Genomic DNA, 20,979 nt, shown 5'->3' with positions numbered 1-20,979 from the left:
GAGCCGCGGCTCGAGCGACTGGAGTTGCCGACTCAAATCACGGCGGGCATTTGACCGGATGACAGAGGTGGTCAGAGAGCGTCGAGGTCGGCGACGGAAGATTTTCATCGGTTGCGCAATCGTAGGTCCAAGTTGAATCGGCGGCTTTCCCGACACTGAGAGAGTCCGCCAACTGTCTTACCCCGATTGGTGGTAGATACTACGAGTCAAAATGACTATTCTTTTCAGATAGCCGAAAATACTCTTGAAGGTGATTCGAGTGATGAGCGTGACCGATAGCAGCACCAACGTCAGTTTGATTGCTCGTATCCAGTCCGACCAAAGACACGAAGAGTCGTGGGTTGATTTCGTTGACCGCTATGGCCGTCGGATTTTTTCATGGTGCGAACGCCGAGGCCTGCAACCCAATGACGCAGAAGATGTCACCCAAGAAGTCTTGGTTCGCATCGCGAAATACATCCGCAGCTTCCGATATGACGCCAAACAGAGCTTTCGAGGATACCTGCGACAGGCGACCGAAAATGCGGTCAATGACTTCACTCGCCTACAGAATCGTCAATTACCCGCCGATCAGCCCGACAGCATTTCGTGGTTGCATTTGATCGAATCGAAAGGGGAGCTGATGGAGAACCTGAGCGAAGTTTTTGATTTGGAGCTCCTCGAGTTTGCCATGACTCGAGTGCGTTCGCGTGTGTCGACCGAGCGTTGGAGAGCTTGGCACGAAACGACCATTCAAGGGCGTGACAATAAAGAGGTCGCCAGCGAATTGGCCATGCCTCTGGGTACGTTGTACGCTGCCAAGAATCAAATCGGTAACCAAGTTCGCGCCGAAATCGAAGTGCTAGAGTCCGGCAGCGAAATCGAAGGCTAAGAATCATTCAAGTAACTGCGAATGATCGGGTGACACGATTGCTGCGATACGACGACCGCCCCATCATCGCAGCCATTGGCGGACCGGTTCATCTGACCGATCGAGATTCTGCAGAGACAGCAAGGTTTCTTGGGAAGGCGAAGATGCCGCCGAAAAGACGGCGATTGAGCCAAGTAAGCAATCTAAGTTCGGCGGGCCTGACAAAACGAACTGGGGCGAAATCATCAAAATCAGCAATCCGCTCGTAGGTTGATCCGCTGGTCTCGGTATTGATTAATAAGCGACCCGATGTTCCCCAACAGTTCTCTGTCGAAGCACAGCGAACTGTCACCGTTTTTTGAGGCCAGAATGATGATCGATTGCCCACCTCAGGATTCTCTTGAAGCCTTTGTCCAAGACGAAATCGGCTGGGGTAATCATGACGAGATTCAGTCGCATATTGAAACTTGTCCGCGCTGTCAGCTGGTACTCGAGAATCACGTCGAAAATGCGGACGCCAATGTCTTGGTTCGACGAGTCATCCATAATTGCAACGCCAAAAGTGGTGTCCTAGGTGAATGGAATCAATCACGGGTGGAACGTGTCGCCAAGGCCTTGCTGATGAACGATCAACCGACGATCAAGAAAGAACTCGCCGAATTCCCGACGATCAATGGGTACGATGTCGAACGAGTTTTGGGCCGTGGTGGAATGGGAATCGTACTCAAAGCGCGACACCAGCGAATGCGGCGTGATGTCGCGATTAAGGTCTTACCGGAAACCGCGTTCCGTGATCCCGCGTCAGTGGATCGTTTCTACCGCGAGGTTCAAGCGGTTGCTCAATTGAGTCATCCCCATATCGTTGCCGCCTACGATGCCGGCGAACAGGACGAGATTCATTACTTTGTGATGGAGTACATCCAGGGTCAAGACCTTGAAAAGATTGTCAAACAATTGGGTCCACTGGCGGTGGAGGATGCGGTCGAATGCATTATTCAAGCGGCCAAAGGATTGGAATACGCCCATGATCGCGGAATCATTCATCGAGATATCAAGCCCGCCAACCTATTGTTGCAACAAAATGGCATCATCAAGGTTCTCGACATGGGACTCGCCCGCAGGAATGATGTAAACCCCGATGCCAACGAGGAAGACGCCCAACTCACCCAGGTCGGCCAGATCATGGGCACGGTCGACTTCATGGCCCCCGAGCAGGCTCTCGACACGCGATCGGCGGATGCCCGCGCCGATGTCTACAGTCTCGGCTGCACCATGTACTGCCTGCTTAACGGCGAACGACCTTATCATGGTGACACGATGATGAAAAAGATTTTGTCGCATCGAGAGGACGCAATTCCATCGCTGAGTCAAAAGCGTGCTGATGTACCACGGGCTCTCGATGCCATATTCTCCAAGATGGTTGCCAAAACTCCAGATGACCGATATCAGACAATGAGTGAGGTGATTACCGACTTGCTCAGCTTCCGCGACCAAGATGTGACGCTCGGCGTTCCGAATCTGGTTGGACTGCCCGAACGAGCAGATCTGGCCAGCGCAAAACAAGGCGATCGCCGCTCCGAATCCTATGCCGAGACTCAGATGTGTGTGGGCTCGGCGTCGACATTGACAGAGGATCAATCGCTTGCGTTTGTGGATCCACCGAGTGCTGATCCTGCCGCAAGCGAAACAGTGGATCCGTCGAGACGGACTGTTTCAGCAGGAAACGACCGATTCACCTCTTGGCCATGGATTGTCGCGTCCGCAGGTGGTTTCTCGTTGTTGTTGGCGGCCATTTTGATGTTCATTCAAACGCCTCATGGTTTGCTGCGAATTGAGATTGATGACCCGTCGATTAAGGTGTCCGTCGGTGGCGACGACCGACTCCGAGTTACGGCGGATCAAGGAGAATTCGAGATTGCACCGGGGGAACATCACCTTCAAATCAAGGTTGGTGATGTCAGCTTTCAAACAAATGAATTCACACTCGGTCAAGGAGAAACCATCGCACTTCGCATCACGATGGTCGAGAACCAAAAAGTCCAAATCATTCGCGATGGAACGCCGATCGAGGAGCATCTGATCTCTCCATTGCCGGAATCGTCGCCGGATAACGATGCCCTTGCCGCTTCGAAGATGTCCTCTTCGCAAGAGATTCCTCAATCTCAGAAACTCCCATCAGACCGCGAACCCATTCCGGTGCTGACGGACGTGTACCCTGGCAAGCACGCATTGCGTTTCACCGAGCGGAACGAAAGCTATGTGGAGTTCCCCACCCTGACCGCATCAGTGGAGTGGAATCAAATCAGACCCACGATGGTCTATACGCTGGAATTGTGGATTCAACGTGACCGCCAAGAGATGGACGCGCATGAAAACTACATCGGCATCGACCACTGGTCGATCACCAGCGGTAGCGGCGCAGGGTATATCGAAAACGGTGAAGTGGGAGGACGCGGTGCACCGCCGATTCGCTTTCGCGGCATCCACGGTCCACTGTGGCATCAGGAGCAGGCATCCCATTGGATGCATATTGCCGCCATCGACGAAATTGACAAACAACGACGGCTTTATCTCAACGGCAAACTGGTCGGAACCGAACCCTCGACAATGGACTGGGGAGCCGGCGGTGGCGGCAAGTGGGATTCCACCGTCCGATTGGGCGGCTCGATGGTGGGATCGATCGGCGAAGCACGCATCTCGACGATCGCGCGGTACCAAGACAACTTCTCTCCAGAATTCGAAATGAAAACGGATGAGCACACGCTCGCACTCTACCGTGTCGATGAAGGCAGCGGTGACGTCTTGCATGATTCATCGGGTAACGAACACCACGGGACGATCGTTAACGCCCAGTGGCAAACGAGTTCAGGCAAGTGAGCCCACCGTCGATTGACATGCTCCAATGTCCCTCCATTGAAACGCTTAGGAACTTGATCGACGATCAACTTTCGGCGGAAAAGCGTTCGCAATTGGAGGATCACATCAACAACTGTGCGGACTGCCAAGCAAACCTTGATCATCTTAGTACGGATGGGATATCAGCGATTCGCGTGATGATTGATCAACGACATTCTTCAGTTCCCGATCGAGCCTGGACTCCAGCTCTTGCCAAGCGATTAACCACCGCGGTTCGGATCGCCGGCATTCCACAGCGTTGGACTCAAACAAGCGATGACTCGGTGACTTCGGCAGCGGACACAAAAGACAGCGGCAACAGCGGCGTGGAGACCAACGACGGCGATGACGCGCGACTGCCCGAGACAATCGCGCCATCGGACGATAGGTCGTCAATTTCCGGTTCTTCATTCTCAACAAAAACTCGGATTTCGTCCCGAACGACCAAAATCGACGACTACGAGATTGTCGGCGAAATCGCTCGTGGTGGTATGGGGATCGTCTATAAGGCGTGGGATGTCAAACTGAAGTGCTTCCTCGCGCTGAAAACGATCGTCGCAGGCGATCTCGCCGGTGAAAGGAATCTGTACCGCTTTCAACGCGAAGCCGAAGCGACCGCCAAGCTGCGTCATCCCAACATCGTCCGTATTCATCGAATTGGTGAATGCAACGGCTTGCACTACTTCACAATGGATCTCATTACGGGACCTACCCTTCAGCACCTGGCAAAGAAACACGCCATCAGCGAAGCGGACGCGGTGCGTTTAACGATCGAAATATGTGATGCCATCGCCTATGCACATCAAAACGGCGTGCTGCATCGCGACTTAAAACCTTCGAACGTACTCACCGACGAATCGGGCCGAGCGATGGTCACCGATTTTGGATTGGCGAAGTGCTTGGAGGATGACGTTGACTTCAGTCAAACCGGCCAAGCGATCGGCACACCAAGCTACATGCCTCCCGAACAGGCGTCCGGTCGCCGTCACGAAGTCGGATTTCAAAGTGATGTGTATTCGATCGGCGCGATGCTGTATCACTTGCTCGTCGGACGTCCACCGTTCATCGGTGAATCGCATCACGACATTCTTGACCAAGTAATCAATACGCCGCCGACATCGCTCCGGAAGCTCAGCACGCGAATCAGTGGTGATCTCAACACCATCTGTTTGAAGTGTCTGGAAAAAGATCGTTTTCGACGCTATCAGTCGGCCATCGAATTACGAGACGATCTACGTCGATTTGCCCAGGGATTCCCAATCCAAGCCAGGCCCGTGTCATCGCTGGAGCGTGTTTGGCGTTTGTGTAGTCGCAACCGTACGGTTGCCGTGCTGACAATTGCCATCATCCTCGTCATGGGATTCGGAGTGACGACGACGTTTCAACGAAGCACCCAGGTGAAAGCCAGTCTTGTCGTGCGGCTGGATGCAGCTAAAAGCCGCCTTGATGCCGAAATCGAAAGCGCCGAGTACACACACGTTTCATCTCATGATGAACTTGTTCCACGACGTGTTCGCATGGACGTCGAACAACTCCAAGGGGCGCTCGATGAGTATGGCAAAGTCCTAGACGACTGGAATGCCTACCACGGGCAACAGCTCGCCGACGAAGAACGAGAGCGAAACATTGCCGAAGCCCTCTTCCGTGTTGCTCAGGCTAGTCGATTGTTGGGTGACTTTGATCGTTCCGAGCTAGCGTTCATGAAGGCGATTGATAAGTGCGAGCATTTAGTCAAACAGTCACCCGAGACCCCGGTTTACGCCATGATGTGGGGCAAATCGCTCGACTACCTCGGAGAACTTTATCGAGACCACGATCGTTTCGAGGACGCTGAAAAATCTTATGATCGCTCATTGCAGATTCTTTTTGAATCCCACAAGCGTTTTCCGGATCATCCAGAAACGACGACCGAGCTTGCGAGGACGCACAACAACTCGGCCATTTTGTTGGAAGACGTGAATCGACTGGATCCCGCTCAAGCAGGGTACTACGAGTCCGAAAAACTGCTACGGAAACTCTTGGCGTCTCATCCCGACAACTCTCAATACCAACGTGATCTCGCGCGAACGCTGGTAAACATCGGACGTTTGCATCGAGTTCAAGAAGACTATTTGGCCGCCGAAGCTAAATATCGGGAGGCAGCACGGGAACTGCAGTCACTCGTCAGTCGCGATCCACAAAATCGTCGATTGGAGTTTCTGCTTGCCGTGACGGAGCGTAATCTCGGATACCTGCTGTTTGATCGGATTGGCGATTGGGAATCTGGCGCGAGCTGGTTAACCCAAGCCAGTGTGCGTTTTGAGGAACTGCCAAGGAACATTCCTGAATATCAATTGAATCGTGTCATCTGCCTGGTGAACCTGACGAGCCTCTATGGACAGCGGCTTGGCGATGATGGTTTGCAGAAATGTATCCAAAACCAAGAGCAATCGCTTCGCACGATCCAAAAGCTCACCGATCAGTATCCCGGAATCGCCGAATACGAATCTTGGATGGGGGTGGTGCTCGGCAACGGTGCGGCAATTGCTCAGATTCAAGGGCAAAAGGAGGCGACACATCAACTGATCAACGAAGCCATTGAACATCAAACAAATGCCTGCCGACGACAGCCTCACAATCTCGAATATAAAAATCGGCTGCTAAACCATCATCGCTTTGCGATCGCCGTGTCGCTTAGTCGCGAAACAAACACTTCCATTTCAGATACAGCCGAACCGTTCGCTCACTTGGAGAAGGCTATTGAACTCGGATATCGAGACGTGAACGAACTGAAAACCCATTCGATGTATCAACCTCTCAGGAAACTGCCGCGATTCGAAGAAGCGATCGAAAGAATCGAAGCAGCTCGAGGGCAGATGGAATCGAATCGCTGAATCGCTAGGCGATTCATTGCAAAAAAGCTGGGCAGGATAGGCCGTCTAGTCGGGCAACGAGAGGTTCTCACACGGATTCCACTCATTCTGACGATTAGTGGGAAGAGTGAAGTATTCCGGATTAGAGTGATCCTCAGGCAAGAACCAGACAACATGGTCACTTTTCGACAGCTTTGCATTCAGTTGACGATTGTCTGTGGGCTCCTAACTTCGGTGGCAGCCCAATTTCAAGGTGGAGACACAGGTGTCGGCTACATTGATTCGGCGATCATTCGGAACCAATTACGCTTTCGAACCGACGCGAATTATGGCAGTCCGACGCCTTATCGAGCGGAGTTCTTTTATCCGAAGAGTCGCGGTCCCATTGATGGCGTCGTCGACCCATTCGCGCCCGGTCCACCGCTTGCTGAAACCAACATCGACTTCCAAGAACTGTCGTTGTACGCCGAAAGCATGCTGATCGACGACGCTATTTCCGGTTTCGTTGAAGTCCCGTTTCGGCTGATCAATCCTGACCTGAATGCGAATGCAAGTGGTCTATCTGACATCAATGTTGGTTTTCGGGCCGCTCTTACTCAGAGCCCAGACCGCCACGTTACCTTTCAATTTCGGACGTTCATTCCCACTGGAGACGGCGAAAAAGGGCTTGGCACCGAGCATGTAAGTCTCGAACCAAGCGTCCTGTTCTTGAATCGATTTCACAATGGAACCATCATCGAAGGCGAACTCCGGGATATCATTCCCATCGGCGGTACCGCTTGGGCTGGCAACGTCCTGCGGTATGGACTCGGCGTTTCTCGCACCTGGATCGATAACGAAACGCTATCTGTTGCGCCCGTCTTTGAGACCGTCGCGTGGTCCGTGCTCGGCGGACGGGTTAGCAAGAACGTAGGACAACCAGAGGAGTTTGTCGAAGATGCCAATACAACAATCGTCAATGCAAAACTTGGCTTGAGATTCAGTTTCGCGCCTGGCTGTTGTCATGAAGGAACCCGCTCGTTTTACCTCGGCTACGGTAGGTCCCTCACGGGAGCCCGTTGGTACAGCGACACACTCCGCGCCGAGTATCGACTCGCCTTTTGAACGATCCGTCGGGTACCCTGAGGCTAACGCATCACGCCTGATTGAATGCATGTCGCCGCCATCGACGAAACTGACAAGCAGCGGCGGCTCGACCGAAACGGCAAATTGGTGCAAGCCGGTACCTCAACATCGGATCGGGAAACTGGCAGTGGCCTCAAGCGAAGTCTTGGGTACTTGCTGAATCGTTTTGGATGGCGAGGCATTCGGCGATCACTCGGCCGATCCTTCGACTAGGCTCCGACCCCTCTTTGCTGCCATAGATCGCCAGCAGCGAGCGGGCACGCGTCATCGCGACGTACAAACTGCTGGCCAGAATTTTACCTTCGGTGGCGACAAAATAGTCGACTCCCGGAATCATCACCACTTCAGACTCGTAGCCCTTGAACGAATGGGGTGTGGTGGCAATGAGCGTGTCCGGCTTGCGCTCAAATGAGCGGTTGCGTTGGAATGAAAGTTCGACCCCGATCTTGGCAAGTTCCGGAGCAAGGTGGGACTGTAAATCAGCCTGGCACCGGCCGTTGTAGAGGATGCAAATGTCATTGGGCGAAACAGCGTCGTTGACAATGAGGTGTTTCAAGTGGCTCGCGATGGATGCCATTTCTTGGACGCGATCGTCGAAACTACGATAGATCGGTTTTGGACCCTCGATCTCGTTGTAGCGAACTTGCAACCATTCTTCGTCACCGCGCCGCGTCGATTCCAATAGGCCGAGTTGGAACAACTCCTGTTGCTCAACGCGATCTTTAGTGTCCGTCAATCGACTCAACACATTGACGGCGAGTTCCGTAATCGGCGCGGTCGAACGAAAGCTTTCTCGCATGATCGTGGATCGACCACGCATGTCGAGCCCGAAGTCGGACCACTTCGGCGTCTTGGTACCATAGACATTTTGAGCGTTGTCATAGAATAGATGCGCTGACCGGCTGTTGACATCGCTCTCGTCGGTCTGTTCAACGATTGCCAAAAGCAGTCGCAACGTCGAGGGTCCCATGTCCTGCGCTTCATCAATGAAGAGAGCCGAACATCGTGGAAGCAAGTCGTCCACATCATGGCGATTGAGGAACTCCTCGGCGGCGCGGTCATAATCAAAACCGATGGACTCGACCAACATCTGGCCGTTCGGCAAAATTCCCGTTAAGACGTCCTTGACATGCATCAGCGACACCTTCTCCCATGGGAATTCGGACTGGTCGAATAAGTCGCGTTCGTTCAAGTTTTCCCATGCCGACTCGATCGAATCTTGCAAAAGCTTATGCAAACTTCGGTTGGCATACACCGCCCAGATGCGAGCATCTTTCTGGTATTGCATTCGCTTGGCAGTCTTGGCGAGCCAATTGCACAAGACAATCGACTTGCCGCTGCCGGCCACACCGCGAACCAAGCGAGGCTTCCCGTCGAGTTCGAGGTTGGTTAGCCGTTGTTGCTCTTGGGACAGGATCGGCTTCAAGCTCTTTCGATCATTAAACTGATCGCCGACACGGCAGGAGGAAACTTTCTTGTATCCGGCTTGAGGCTCCGCCACTCGGGACGTCTGGCGATGCACTGAATGATCGGCGTTGCGCCAAACCATTCGATCTCCTTCTTGCTCAAGGAATAACGCCGTCAACTCGCCCTTCAATTGGCGAAGATAGGGCTCGTCCATTTCGCATCGACTTGCCAAAACGATGATCGCTTCTCTGGCGCGACTGAGCGCCACATTGACGAGTCTCTTCCATTCCGGAATCGGCCATGTTCCGCTGCCCGCGTTGACGGTGTCGAAGATCACGATCTCGGCTTCGGAACCTTGTTGGCTGTGGACGGTTGAGGCTTCCCAGCGGTCGATTCCCCAGCTCGCCAAATGCTTTCCGATCTGATCCGCTTGCGCTTTGAATGGCGAAATGAACAAACCTTTCGCCGCGCGAAGCTTTGCATCGGAAAACAGTTTTTGTAGGACGATTGGAGTGACGCCACGTACCCAACTTCGATTGCCCGGTCCTCGCGCGGCGCGGATCGACGACAAGCCGACGTCCTCATGATCGAGCACGTACCAAATGGCTCGCGATTGATCGGTAACGAACGGCGAAGGTGATTGCGCGTTTTCGGTCGAGTCTGTCTCGATGTGATCCGGGAAAGCGGAACCCTTGCCGACTCGATCCGGTGCGGTGGTCAAGACTCCGTCGTACTGGTAGGTGGAGACGACCTTGCAAACATCAGGGTGCATTCGCCATTGCTGCGACAGCAGATGCACGGCAGTCGGGATGTCTTGCGGATCGACGAGGTGGCTCAAACCACTGCTCGCCAGCCACGTTTGCTGGCGAGTGGGCAGAATGCGAGAGATGCGACTGATCGGCGCAAGTTGTTTGGAATCACCGACCAAGACCACTCGCCGGGAAGCGAGCAGCGACAAAGCGGCTACCGCCACACGTGAAATCAGTCCCGCTTCATCAATCACGACGGTGGTGAAAGGTGCTTCGCCCTGTTCGACCATCGTTCGAATCGTCTCGTCCTTTAGGTAGCTCATCGCTTTGAACGCCGTTGCGATCACGACGCGGCGATCCGCATCGACAAAGATGTGGCTGCTTTGATCGTTGCCGGATGTTCGTAGTTCGACGATACGTTTTCGTGTCAGAGCCTTCTCTTCAGAAGATTCTAAACCTTGAAGTTGCTGAGTGAGTTGGTCGATCCGGGACAAGACGTCCGACTCGGTTCCTCTCAACATCGGGTCGAGTTTCTTTTCAGTGAATGATTGGTACGCCGCTCCCTTGCCGATTCGTAGAATGGTTTCTTGTTCGAGCAAATCAGGGCAAAACTCTTTCGCGGCATCGCCGATAGCGATCGCGACCGCATCGGTCGCCCGGTTGGTCGTCGAAACCACCAAGATCCGCTCGGACTCGTCGACGAGGACGCTGCCGACTTGCCGACCGGTCGTGTAGGTTTTGCCGGTACCCGGAGGTCCCCAAAGCACGCTCCAAGAATGTTGCCACCAGTTGGCCAAGTGCGGCAGGCCGGGCGTGGTTGCACCCGAAGAAATCGGTTCGGGTAACCGAGGATGGACATTGCCTTCGGCGGCACTGAGTCTTGCCGCAAGATGCCCGCGGGCTTCTTCAAATTCGTCGCGTTGGTAGATCGCGTTGAGGACCGACATGAACTCGAACGGCCGAACCATAAACGCACCGACCGACGGAGTCTTCTCGGGATCGTCCAAGCTAATGAACAGGCAACCGTTTCGTTCGTCCAGCTCAACGATCTCGCCCGACCAAACGGGGGCGTCTTGGAAACCGGTCCCCTCGCCGCCACGCTCCCATGTCGGTGCATCGCGATCGGATTGGTCGCCATCGAATGATGCGGGACAAAACGCGGTGGCACCTTCCCACGTCCAATCGAATTCCACCGATCCATCGACGTGAAGCACATATACCGTGCCACGATCACGTTCGGCAAAAATGCTCACGCGTCGGCAATCCAGCCGCTTCCAACGCGACCCGTCCCGATATTCCTGAGCAACCGACGCAGCGGCATCAAGGAGTTGCTGATGTTGCCCCGGCGGCAGATCAAGCTTGACGGGGAACCTGGCTAACTTGAACGCATTCTCGACGTGCGTGTCAGTCGCCTGATCAGCGGTAACGTCCTCTTTGTCCATAACGTCGACGAACCTTCATGTGAGATCGCAATCGACGTTGACGTTCTCCCAATTGCGTTGTCATAAACGGAGTTCCAAATAGGCAAACCGATCATTTCAACGTTACTTTGCTCGGACAGAAGGGTCAAGTAGCCCGGCTAACAGGCGATGGAGCTACAGACTCCAGTCGGGCTGATCGGTGACCGAGACAAAAAAACTGTTGTCCGCCTCGATCACAATGTCGTTATCACCAGGCCGCAACTGAATCTCAATTCGTTCACGTCCCGCGTGCCATCCCGTCCAAACCTTTCTGCCGCGACTGTAGACTTGGCGGCCGTTGAACCAAACCGAGAACAAGGTTCCCCCGGTGTTGATGTAGGCCCGACGCGAATCCGGGCTATGGAGGCTTGCCTTGGCGATCAAACCCCAACCAGGGACGCTCCAAAGCCCGGTGGCGAATCCTTGCTCGCGGGCGCGAAAGCTCGCCAGGTTAGAATCCGACAATCGCTCGGCATAGGGTCCCTGAGGCTGTGGCAGTTCGAGCGTTTTCCAGTCCTCGTTTACCTCGAGATCGCGAACCTCATCAGCGTTCAACCAATCCTTCGAGTCCTTGAATCGGTATCGCCATGACTTGACGATTCCAGGAAGCAAAGTGACTCGCAAATGGTTCGGCACCACGACGTTGGCGAAACCAAATTGAGCAAGCAAGGATCGTGTCAATTCTTGATAGCCAGCGAACGTCACCCACACGCCCTCGGGTGCGAGCAAGCTTCGTCCGGAACTCTCGGAAGCCTTATATCGATTTGCGAAATCGACCAAACGCAAATTAAGTTCTTGTGCAAGGCGACGCAAGATTTCGTTGTACTGCGACAATCTGGATCGATCCTCGTGCGCGATCGAGGGTCCCAGGATGGTTGTCTCCAAAATGGGTTCGATGCCTGCGACTTCGAGGCGATCGATCAAGGCTCGAATATCCGTCTCAAAGTTTTGTGGCGTTCTCGCGGGACGTTCCAAAGCGACTTCAGAACCGAACTCAAGCACGGCGTGAGTTGGCCGGACCGATTCAACGCAATCGCGGAAGTGTTGCTCGGTGAACGAAAGCGGAAACGCGACGCCCAAATTAAAGAGCTGGATTTGGTGGTCGATTCCCGCGTCCGTCAAGGCCTGCCGAAACAAGAGCAAATGCGATTCACGGTCGGTCCAGCGGTCACCCAAAAATACGATTCGCGAATCCAGTGGAATCGGTGCGCCGACCGGCAGCTCGTCGACACGTTCCTCGTCCAGAAACTGATTCGGAAAAATTTCCGGAATGAAATCGATTTCGCTGAAATCACCCAGACCGATTCGGGCCGCCTCGAGCGCGTAAAACGGAACCACGACGTCGGCTTGCATCGATCGAGCGACGACAGTTCCCTTGGCCACATGCAACTCCGTCTGATGTCGGTCGACCACATCAACGCTGAATGTGGTTCCCATATCGACTAAGTCGGCCGAAGGAGTCAGAACGCGAAACCCGATTCCTTCGTCGGGCACGTTCAGCGAAACTCGCCCGGACAATAGCTTGATCGCTTTCGCGTCACGTACTTCGATCGTGACCGGACCATGCAACGTCATCGCAGCGTGACACTGCATCAACAACTCGGCTTCACCGGAAGCCAGTTCCAGCACACCGGCACCGATTGGGTCACCTACCGATTTCGGACCACCTTTCCATTGTGCATTGGACTGACCGACAATCGTACCGAGGGCTGGTGAAGTGTCCTGTCGTAACAACGCGAAACTCAGAATAAAAACGACCAAAGCGGCCACGATTCCTGTTCGACTGAACCACCAATGAAGCCGCGATGGATGACCCAACCCTGCGGCGGACGCAAAACTCGGGACGGGCTCTGATTGTGTTATCTGGAGGCTAGAGTGATTGAAGTCCAGCGACTCAACCCAAACATTGCCCACTGCCAATTCACCATGCAAGCTCATCCAATCGAGATAATATTGACGCGCGTCCTCTCGTTCCAACATTCCGGCGAGTAGCGAATGTTGAGATGCCGACAAGTGGTCATCACAGTACAGCGTCAAGAGATCATTTAGCTTCAAACGATCGGCTCGCTTCATCGACTCCTCGGATTCGGGTGCTCCGCTCATGTGATGCCTTTTTTTGCGTCGTTCCACTGCATGCTTGTTTCAATGCACTTAAGCAACTCCGCCCGGATCCGTCCGAGGTGCTTGTAAAGTGCGTTGGATGTCTTCCCAAATTCGGCGGCTAGTTCTTGGACGGTCAGCTCCCGTTCGTCGTACCGACGTCGGATTAGCTTTTGATCTTCTTGAGGAAGTTTTCTTAGGCAGCTTCGGAGTGCCCGAGAGCGTTCCCGGTCAACCGATTCCCTTTCGTCATGCTCTTGGGCCAATTGGTTGATCAGTTCTTCGGACAAAAATGTGAACGAGTGTTTTTTGCGATGAAACATGAGAGCTTCGTTTCGGGCAAACTGCCTCGCCCAAGGCAAGAACGGCCGCTGCGGGTCGTATTGATCAAACTTTTGCCACATCGCTTTGGCCGAATCCTGATAGACGTCCTGGGCGTCAGTCAAATTGCCGACCAACGCGATGATCGAGCGCAGCAGATCGCTCTGATGTTCGATCAGTAGTTCGACGAATCGCGACGGATCGGGAGAAGGCATATCTGGTTAATCGAGTTTCCAAGGACGGTTTGCAGTTTCGCCCCTAGTGCTTCGTCAATATTTAAAATGAGGGTTGGCTTCAAACGTGGCACGGTGGTCCCCACCGTGATTCTCGACGGAGGACCGTCGAGCCACGTTGCTGACGCCCTAAAGTCAAATCTGGTTGAAGCACTAGGATTGTGATGGCCGGGGAGGCGCCCGGACAATTTCGTTGATCCGGCACAGCATGGATCCTACTGCTGTTCTGCAACAAATGGCTCGATCTGCCATAAAGTGCCAGATTTCTGATTTCTTCTGACTTCGCCAAAAGTACAAGCATATTTTCTTTTTTTGACGGCAGGTGAACGAACACGTCGCAGAAAGACTTTAGTGAGTCATTCTGCCGCATTGCGGAATGAACCCAAAACGTAAGCGTCGTTTTTCCTTTCGAGAATCGACTTCACGATTCCCATCATTTTCGCATCTTCGGAGGAATTGGTTATGCCTTTAGTCAATCGAAAGCCCCTCGGTTTTACTTTGGTAGAACTGTTGGTCGTGATCGCCATCATCGGCGTCTTGGTCGGGCTACTCTTGCCCGCCGTGCAAGCAGCCCGAGAGGCGGCACGGCGAATGAGCTGCAGTAATAACGTCAAGCAAATCGGTCTCGGTTTGCACAACTATCATGCTGCCTACAACCAATTGCCAACACAAGGCGGTGGAACCTTAGGAGTCGGGGGAGCTAGAAACGCAACAACGAGAACCGCTGTTTCGAACAACTTCAAGCTTGGTTTTCTGGTGGGCACGCTCCCCTTCGTCGAGCAGCAAGCACTTTGGGAACAAATCTCCAACCCTTTTGTTGGTAGTTCGTCCGTCCAGGCCATGGGCCCTCAGCCTACTCCTAGTTATGCATGGTACACCCCTTGGATCACCGAAGTTCCTGCCTTTCGATGTCCTAGCGATCCCGGCAAGGGTTTGCCGGCGTTCGCGCGTACGAATTATGCTTGTTGCATCGGAGATGGAGTCGACCAAACGGTCTCAGGTCCATGGGATGTTTTCTACGCAGAGAACCAAGGTGAATCAATCGACGCAAGAGCTTCGTTGCGAGGCATGTTCGTTCCCTATCAACCCACGCGTTTTCGTGACGTTCTCGATGGTTTGGCCAACACGGTGATGGGCGGCGAGATCGCGACGGATCTCGGAGACAATGACATCCGAACGTCGATTTTACATGTCGGCAATAACGATACGCTCGAAGAAAACGTCTACGCCTGCAACGCACCTGGATTGAAAGACCCCGCGCGTCCCACGTTCTGGGCACCGGCGGAGATTGCTGCGGGCCGTGTGCATACGACGAAAGGAAACGGTGTGCATGGGCGTGGTTTTCTATGGGCAAGCGCAATGCTCGTTTTCTCCGGGTTTCAAACGATCTTGCCACCCAACCGTGAAAATTGCTTTGACGGCGCCGTAGGATGGGATGGCAATACCCGGGCCAAGGAGGGTGTCGCGTCACTCGCCAGTCGACACCAGGGCGGAGCTCACGTGCTAATGGGTGACGGGGCGGTGAAGTTCATCACCGACTCGATCGAGGCTGGAGGCTCGGTCGCGGCAACGGTGGAAGATGGCGATACGGGAGCTACGGCGCCTGGAAGCATCAGTCCTTTCGGATTGTGGGGAGCTCTAGGTACCCGTGCGAGCAAGGAAACCATCCAAGCGGAATTGTGAGTGCTCGGTCTCGTGTTGAATCCTCTCATGTATCTCGTTACCAAGTGTCAAATACTTTCTGAGTCGAAGCTATGAAACCTTTCTGCCTATTCCTGATGATATTTATCCTTGTCGTTGCGTCGACTGGCTGTGGCAACAGTTCCGAACCGGTTGTATCCGACCAAGCGGGTTTGGAGGCGTTGATTCAGGAGAATGAGAAAGAGGGAGCTAGATTAAGAGAAGCGGGTTTACTCGACGAATGATCGAGTGCTCTCTGTCTTCCTAGCTAATCCGCAGTCGATCCGTGCAATCGGCTTCTGCGGTTGATTGTGCGTGGGATCAGAACTAGCACGATCTTTAACCGCGAATTCATCGGCAACTTGCTTTGCCGGGGTCGTTGCATCAGTCATCCAATAGCTGCTGGCGGCCAAGAATCCAGATGCCAGCTTGATTGGAGGAGTGTCATGGGCGACTGAAAAGCACCACCACGTTTCATGGAAAAACCTGGGTCGGGTGCATGAGGTAAGCAATGAGTTCGGCAACTTGATCGTCTGTTAAATTGTGCAACAGACCGTCCGGCATCGCCGATAACGCGGATTCCTCGATCAACTCGATATCGTCGTCCGCGATGGTAATTGGTTCGGTTGCCGTTCGCAGTACCAATCGGTTTGCGTCGCGGCTGATGACCAAGCCACTCAAGATGCGACCGTCCACCGTCAAGACTTTCGACATTCGGTAGTCTTTGCCGACGACGGCACTGGGGTCGAGAATGTTTTCCAGTAGGTATTCCAGGCTGCCGCGCTGCGCTCCGGTCAGGTCGGGACCGACCCGGTTGCCTTGACCGTAAAGCATATGACACCCCGCACACGTTTTTTCAAACAGGACGCGACCTGACGAAAGGTCCGCCGCAGCCAACGTCTTCTTGTCCAGACGCTTTTTCCAGTCCTCGATGGCAATTCGTCGTTCCTCGCTCGTCTCTCGCAATTGCCCCCAAACTTCACCGAGTCTAGCGGTTAGGTCCGCATCATCGAATGTCAAGATCTGGCGGGCTTGCGATGCCGACAAGTCGCTAGTCGATAGCGAACTTTGCCCCTGATCGATCGCGTCCAACAAAATCATCGCCCATGTTTTTCGGCTCAGCAGTGTCTCGATTGCTTTCTGCCGGTCGTCCGCAAGAAAGTTCCGGTAACGACGAACGATCAGTTTGGCAATTTCCGAGTCTTCCTCGAATGACAACCCACGCAGCGCTATGCCGTTGAGCAATTGGACATTGAGAACTTGTTCGCAAACACGACGGAGATCGTTCGGCTTGGCATCGATCAGAGTCTCTAACGCACTGATCCGTACTTTCATGTCGGCCCGATCGTTAAGAACCAAATCGCGAACAGCATCGAGAGCACGACCATCTCCAAAGAGAATATTCAAATCGCGTAGACGGTCCGAATCGTGAACGCCAGGCAAGCGACAGAACTCATTCCACGCTCGCGGCAAGGCGGCTTTTCGATAACCTTGAAGGCCTTCGTGAATACCGATCAGTGTTTCGGACTGGCTCGCCGGCGGCATTTTGTTAGCGGCTTGCAAGAGTCGTTCGAACGATTCGGAATGCTCGCGATACCTGGAACTGAGACCTCGTGCGATCCAGCGGCTCAGCAGCGGCCACTCGGTCTTCGCTGCGATTTCAACCAATTGATCCGGAGCCCGATCAACCAACGGCATCAGCCCATACCAACAAAGTAAGGCCAGATCTCTTTGATCGCTGAATTCCTGCCGAGACAAGATTTGTTCGGCGAGACTTGAGCGGGCCTCGATCGGCATCCGCTGCAACGTGCTCACGAGGGCACGCACGACCAAGCCTGATGGATCATCGCTCGCCATTTGTAAGAGCAAGCTTGTCGTCGCCGAATCGACAGGATACTCGGCCTGCGGATTCGGCCCCGTCATCCAATCGAGCGGCCAAAAATCAGTAAGTAAACGAATGGCCCAAACACGAACGTGTTCGTCGTCGTGCTCGGCAAGTTGTCTCAAATCCTCGGAGGATATCTTTCCGTCTTGATAGTCACGCCAAAGTTTTGGCAATTCACCTGTTCCGGCCAAACACATGGGCTTTGTAAAAACACGGGTGGATTTCCCAGGATGCGAAATCTTGAAAATACGACCGCTCGTTCGATGCACTCCGGTGTGTTCATGACATTCACCGGTATCGCTCCAATCGATCAGATAGACGTCGCCGTCGGGGCCAACGCTCAGGTCCGTGCCGCGGAAGAACGGATCCCGCGAGATTAAAAAGTCCGGCTCGTGTCGCCCGACGTATCCGCTGGTCGTTCGATCGAGTCGCTCCACATTCACCCGGCTTCCATGCATGTTGATCGTCATCAGTTTGTCTTGATATTGCTTGGGCCAACGATCTCCGTGGTAGATCAGCATTCCGACATGGGCATGTCCGCCTCCGAAATCATTTGCCTTGCCGTCGCGGCTATTCGTCCAATTACCACGGGTGTCGAAGTGATAGTGGTCAGCGATCATATCCATTCGCTCATAGACGAACGGGTTTTCGCTTTCGCCGAATGATTCTTTAAAATGCGAACCCGGCACCATATGCCATAGGTGTCCAATGACTGTATTGATAAAGAACAACTCGCCATTCTTGTCCCAATCATGCCCCCACGGGTTAACCGTGCCGTGGCATAAGACCTCGACGACTTGGCGGGTTGGATGGTATCGCCAGATGCCACCGTCGATCGGAATGCGTTGATCCGCAGGTGTGCCGGGTTGGCCGATTCGGCCTGGGCAAGAATGTCCGCATCGACCGTACAGCCAACCGTCAGGCCCCCAACGAAGCCCATTGGCAAAGTTGTGGCGACTGCTCTCACCAATTTCAAACCCATCGAGCAAAACTTGCGGCGGTCCGTCGGGCACATCGTCGCCATCCGCATCGGGGACGAACAACAGTTGAGGCGGGCACATCAAGTACACGCCGCCGTGGCCGATCTCGACACTGGTCAGCATTTGCACGTCATCAAGGAACACTTTGCGTGTGTCTGCTTTGCCGTCCTTGTCAGAATCTTCAAAGATCAAAACGCGGTCGCGCATCGACAGGTCGAACCTCTGCGTCCGATCGGAGTACGTGTAGTTTTCCGCGATCCAAAGACGCTGCCGCTCGTCCCACGCCATCGCAATGGGGTTTTGGACATCCGGTTCCAAAGCGAAAACGGTCGCGTGAAAGCCTTCAGGCAACTTCATCGAAACGGCAGCGTCCTCGGCCGGCATCGGCAACTGGTCCGCCTCGGAGGGGCTGTTGATCACCGGTGGAAAGTCGGCAGCTCTCGGCGATGACTGTTTTTTCATCACATCGGTAACGACATCTACCGGGTCTTCGGCCAAGGCGGGTTGCATCACCAGGCTGCTCGTCGGTAACACGGCAAACAGCATCAAAACGCATGAACGTTTCAGGAGTCTCGGCCAATCGAGCAAGTAGTACATAAAAATCGGATCGTTCTGTTTGAGCGGAGAGAATCTGGCTTCAGCATAAACTGATGGCGTTGATGAGAAGGCACGCGAGTGAGCAACTTTTCATCGCCTTGTGGATTGAGCTACTATACGACCGCCTGCTTGACGGCATACGGCTTGATATCAAACATCTTGGATAAGTCGGCGTATTGGAGTTTCATCAATGGGTTCCTTCGACAATGGGACCGGAAAGTTCAACAGGCCCCATGGCGAGCGCGATCGCACCTTGCAGACCGGCGTGTTCGCCTAAGAGGGAACGCTCGACACGGACGTTATCGGTGGGCATCATGCCCACGCGTTCGCGAATGACCTGACGGACGGTGTCGGTCAGTAGCGGCCCCATTTCCGCGACACCTCCCCCCAAGACGATCATGTCCGGATGTAAAATCGTGACGACGTTGGCCGCCGCGATGCCGATTGATTTGGCGGCTTCGATGAGGGCTTCCTTTAACGGCGGGTCTTGATCGGCGTGCGCCGTCATTTCTCGAACCGTGACGCGATCGGCATTTCCGTCGATCGATTCATGCAGCGAGGGTGCAAGGCCGCACCGCATCAGTCGAACTCCTTCGGCGGCGATCGCGGTACCACTTGCAATGGCTTCCAAGCAACCTCGGTTTCCGCAACCGCAACGCGGCCCGTCAGGAATGATCGTTTGATGACCGAGTTCACCGGCCGCGCCCAGCGGCCCCAGCCAGAGCTTCCCTTGCAGCGCCAGTCCGCCACCGATTCCGGTACCGATGGAAAAGAACGCCATCGTTAAGCGAGGATGATTGCAGCCATGCCCGAACCGCAACTCGCCGAGCGTCGCCGAGCGGACATCGTTGAGTAGCCGCACGGGAACTTGAAAGTGTTCCTGCAACATCGCCGTGACGGGCACATCACGCCAATGAGTCGGAAAGTTAGGCAAGAACTTGGTGACGCCTTCGTGAACGTCCACCAATCCCGGTGCGCCAACGCCGATGCCGTGCAACTGTTCCGGTGCCTTGCCAGACTGATTCAACAGATCGCCGATGAGCGTGCCGATTCGCTGGACGACATCGATCGCGCCGCGATGGGAATGCGTCGGAATCGCACGAGTCAACATTCGATTGCCGAGACAATCTGCTAAGGCGACCTTGATGGAGGTCCCACCCAGATCGACGCCGGCAAACAACTGATCCGTTTCCTGTTGTTGATTCATTTCCGGTTCACGGACTGCGAAGTTTGCCGCGGGCGGGTGTCGCCGATTGGATCGACCCCATCCGGCTGTGGAATTCATATTGATCGCTAAGGTATAGGGTGCGTTCCCACCACAGCGGCTGTCGGTCGTTGACGTAACCGATGGCAGTGACTTCCAAACCCTGTGAGCGGACCGTCGCCTGCAAGCGCCTTGATTCGGAGGTCGACAGCGACAGCGAACTTGTCTACTCGGCCGATTTCACATCGACGTCGACCCCGGGAGCTGAAACGTCGACGCCCTTTCCATTCTCATAGTTGACGTTGACCCCCGGCGCTTGCACGTCAACGCCTTTACCGGACTCTTGCGTCACTTTGACCCCAGGCGCTTTGACGTCGACTCGCTTGCCCGGTTCTACGTCCACACTCACGTTCGGTGTTTCTACTTTCACACCCTTTCCCGGTTCAATCTTGACACTGCCGCTGCCCCAATCGATGTTGAAACCGTCTCCATTGGCAGGTCCCGGATTCGGGGCGGATTGATCGCAACCTAAAGCCACGACGCACAGTAAAATCAAAGTCAGTGAGAATCGCATTCTTTTGTTCCTGGAGTTCCGTGGACAGTTCATTCCAGGGAGTGTAATCGGCAAAACCGATCCTGCA

The 20,979-nt window shown here is 54.2% G+C and carries 12 protein-coding genes; 5 read left to right on the top strand and 7 right to left on the bottom strand.

The window, feature by feature from the left end; translation table 11 throughout:
• Window positions 1-250: 250 nt before the first annotated feature.
• The 4 genes from Pla100_RS13605 (at window position 251) to Pla100_RS13590 (ending at window position 7,701) form a co-directional block, all read left to right on the top strand.
• Window positions 251-871 (top strand): RNA polymerase sigma factor, encoded by a 621-nt coding sequence (locus Pla100_RS13605; RefSeq protein ID WP_231603070.1) that lies wholly within the window; start codon window positions 251-253, stop codon window positions 869-871.
• 348 nt (window positions 872-1,219) lie between these two features.
• Window positions 1,220-3,727, top strand: a complete 2,508-nt coding sequence (locus Pla100_RS13600; protein ID WP_231603034.1) for a serine/threonine protein kinase — start codon at window positions 1,220-1,222, stop codon at window positions 3,725-3,727.
• A gap of 17 nt (window positions 3,728-3,744) precedes the next feature.
• Window positions 3,745-6,618: a protein kinase domain-containing protein gene (locus Pla100_RS13595; protein WP_146578256.1), complete on the top strand. Its 2,874-nt coding sequence runs from the start codon at window positions 3,745-3,747 to the stop codon at window positions 6,616-6,618.
• 153 nt (window positions 6,619-6,771) lie between these two features.
• On the top strand, window positions 6,772-7,701 hold the full coding sequence (locus Pla100_RS13590) for a hypothetical protein (RefSeq protein WP_146578255.1): 930 nt from the start codon (window positions 6,772-6,774) through the stop codon (window positions 7,699-7,701).
• A 154-nt stretch (window positions 7,702-7,855) separates the two neighbouring features.
• On the opposite strand, the gene Pla100_RS13585 is transcribed toward Pla100_RS13590, so the two are convergent.
• From Pla100_RS13585 to Pla100_RS13575, 3 genes are all read right to left on the bottom strand, one after another.
• Window positions 7,856-11,320, bottom strand: a complete 3,465-nt coding sequence (locus Pla100_RS13585) for an AAA domain-containing protein (RefSeq protein ID WP_146578254.1) — start codon at window positions 11,318-11,320, stop codon at window positions 7,856-7,858.
• Window positions 11,321-11,473: 153 nt separating this feature from the next.
• Window positions 11,474-13,441: a FecR domain-containing protein gene (locus Pla100_RS13580; RefSeq protein ID WP_146578253.1), complete on the bottom strand. Its 1,968-nt coding sequence runs from the start codon at window positions 13,439-13,441 to the stop codon at window positions 11,474-11,476.
• The gene (locus Pla100_RS13575; RefSeq protein ID WP_146578252.1) at window positions 13,438-13,974 is read right to left on the bottom strand and encodes a sigma-70 family RNA polymerase sigma factor; all 537 of its coding nucleotides are present in this window, start codon (window positions 13,972-13,974) and stop codon (window positions 13,438-13,440) included. Before Pla100_RS13575 ends, Pla100_RS13580 begins: the two co-directional genes overlap by 4 nt.
• A gap of 480 nt (window positions 13,975-14,454) precedes the next feature.
• Here Pla100_RS13575 and Pla100_RS13570 point away from each other — a divergent pair, with 480 nt between their 5' ends.
• Window positions 14,455-15,675, top strand: a complete 1,221-nt coding sequence (locus Pla100_RS13570) for a DUF1559 domain-containing protein (protein WP_146578251.1) — start codon at window positions 14,455-14,457, stop codon at window positions 15,673-15,675.
• A 471-nt stretch (window positions 15,676-16,146) separates the two neighbouring features.
• Here the strand turns inward: Pla100_RS13570 and Pla100_RS13565 are convergent, their stop codons facing one another.
• From Pla100_RS13565 to Pla100_RS13555, 4 genes are all read right to left on the bottom strand, one after another.
• A complete protein-coding gene (locus Pla100_RS13565) occupies window positions 16,147-19,134 on the bottom strand; it encodes a PVC-type heme-binding CxxCH protein (RefSeq protein ID WP_146578250.1) in 2,988 nt (995 codons plus the stop codon).
• Window positions 19,135-19,321: 187 nt separating this feature from the next.
• The gene (locus tag Pla100_RS13560; protein WP_197167918.1) at window positions 19,322-20,341 is read right to left on the bottom strand and encodes an ROK family protein; all 1,020 of its coding nucleotides are present in this window, start codon (window positions 20,339-20,341) and stop codon (window positions 19,322-19,324) included.
• A 7-nt stretch (window positions 20,342-20,348) separates the two neighbouring features.
• A complete protein-coding gene (locus tag Pla100_RS30765) occupies window positions 20,349-20,525 on the bottom strand; it encodes a hypothetical protein (RefSeq protein WP_197167917.1) in 177 nt (58 codons plus the stop codon).
• A gap of 39 nt (window positions 20,526-20,564) precedes the next feature.
• A complete protein-coding gene (locus tag Pla100_RS13555; RefSeq protein WP_146578248.1) occupies window positions 20,565-20,912 on the bottom strand; it encodes a hypothetical protein in 348 nt (115 codons plus the stop codon).
• Window positions 20,913-20,979: the final 67 nt, after the last annotated feature.

It is taken from the genome of Neorhodopirellula pilleata, from assembly GCF_007859915.1.
Lineage (GTDB): Bacteria > Planctomycetota > Planctomycetia > Pirellulales > Pirellulaceae > Rhodopirellula > Rhodopirellula pilleata.
The sequence above is the reverse complement of the archived record's forward strand: the minus strand, read 5'-3'. Positions and strand labels throughout refer to the sequence as shown.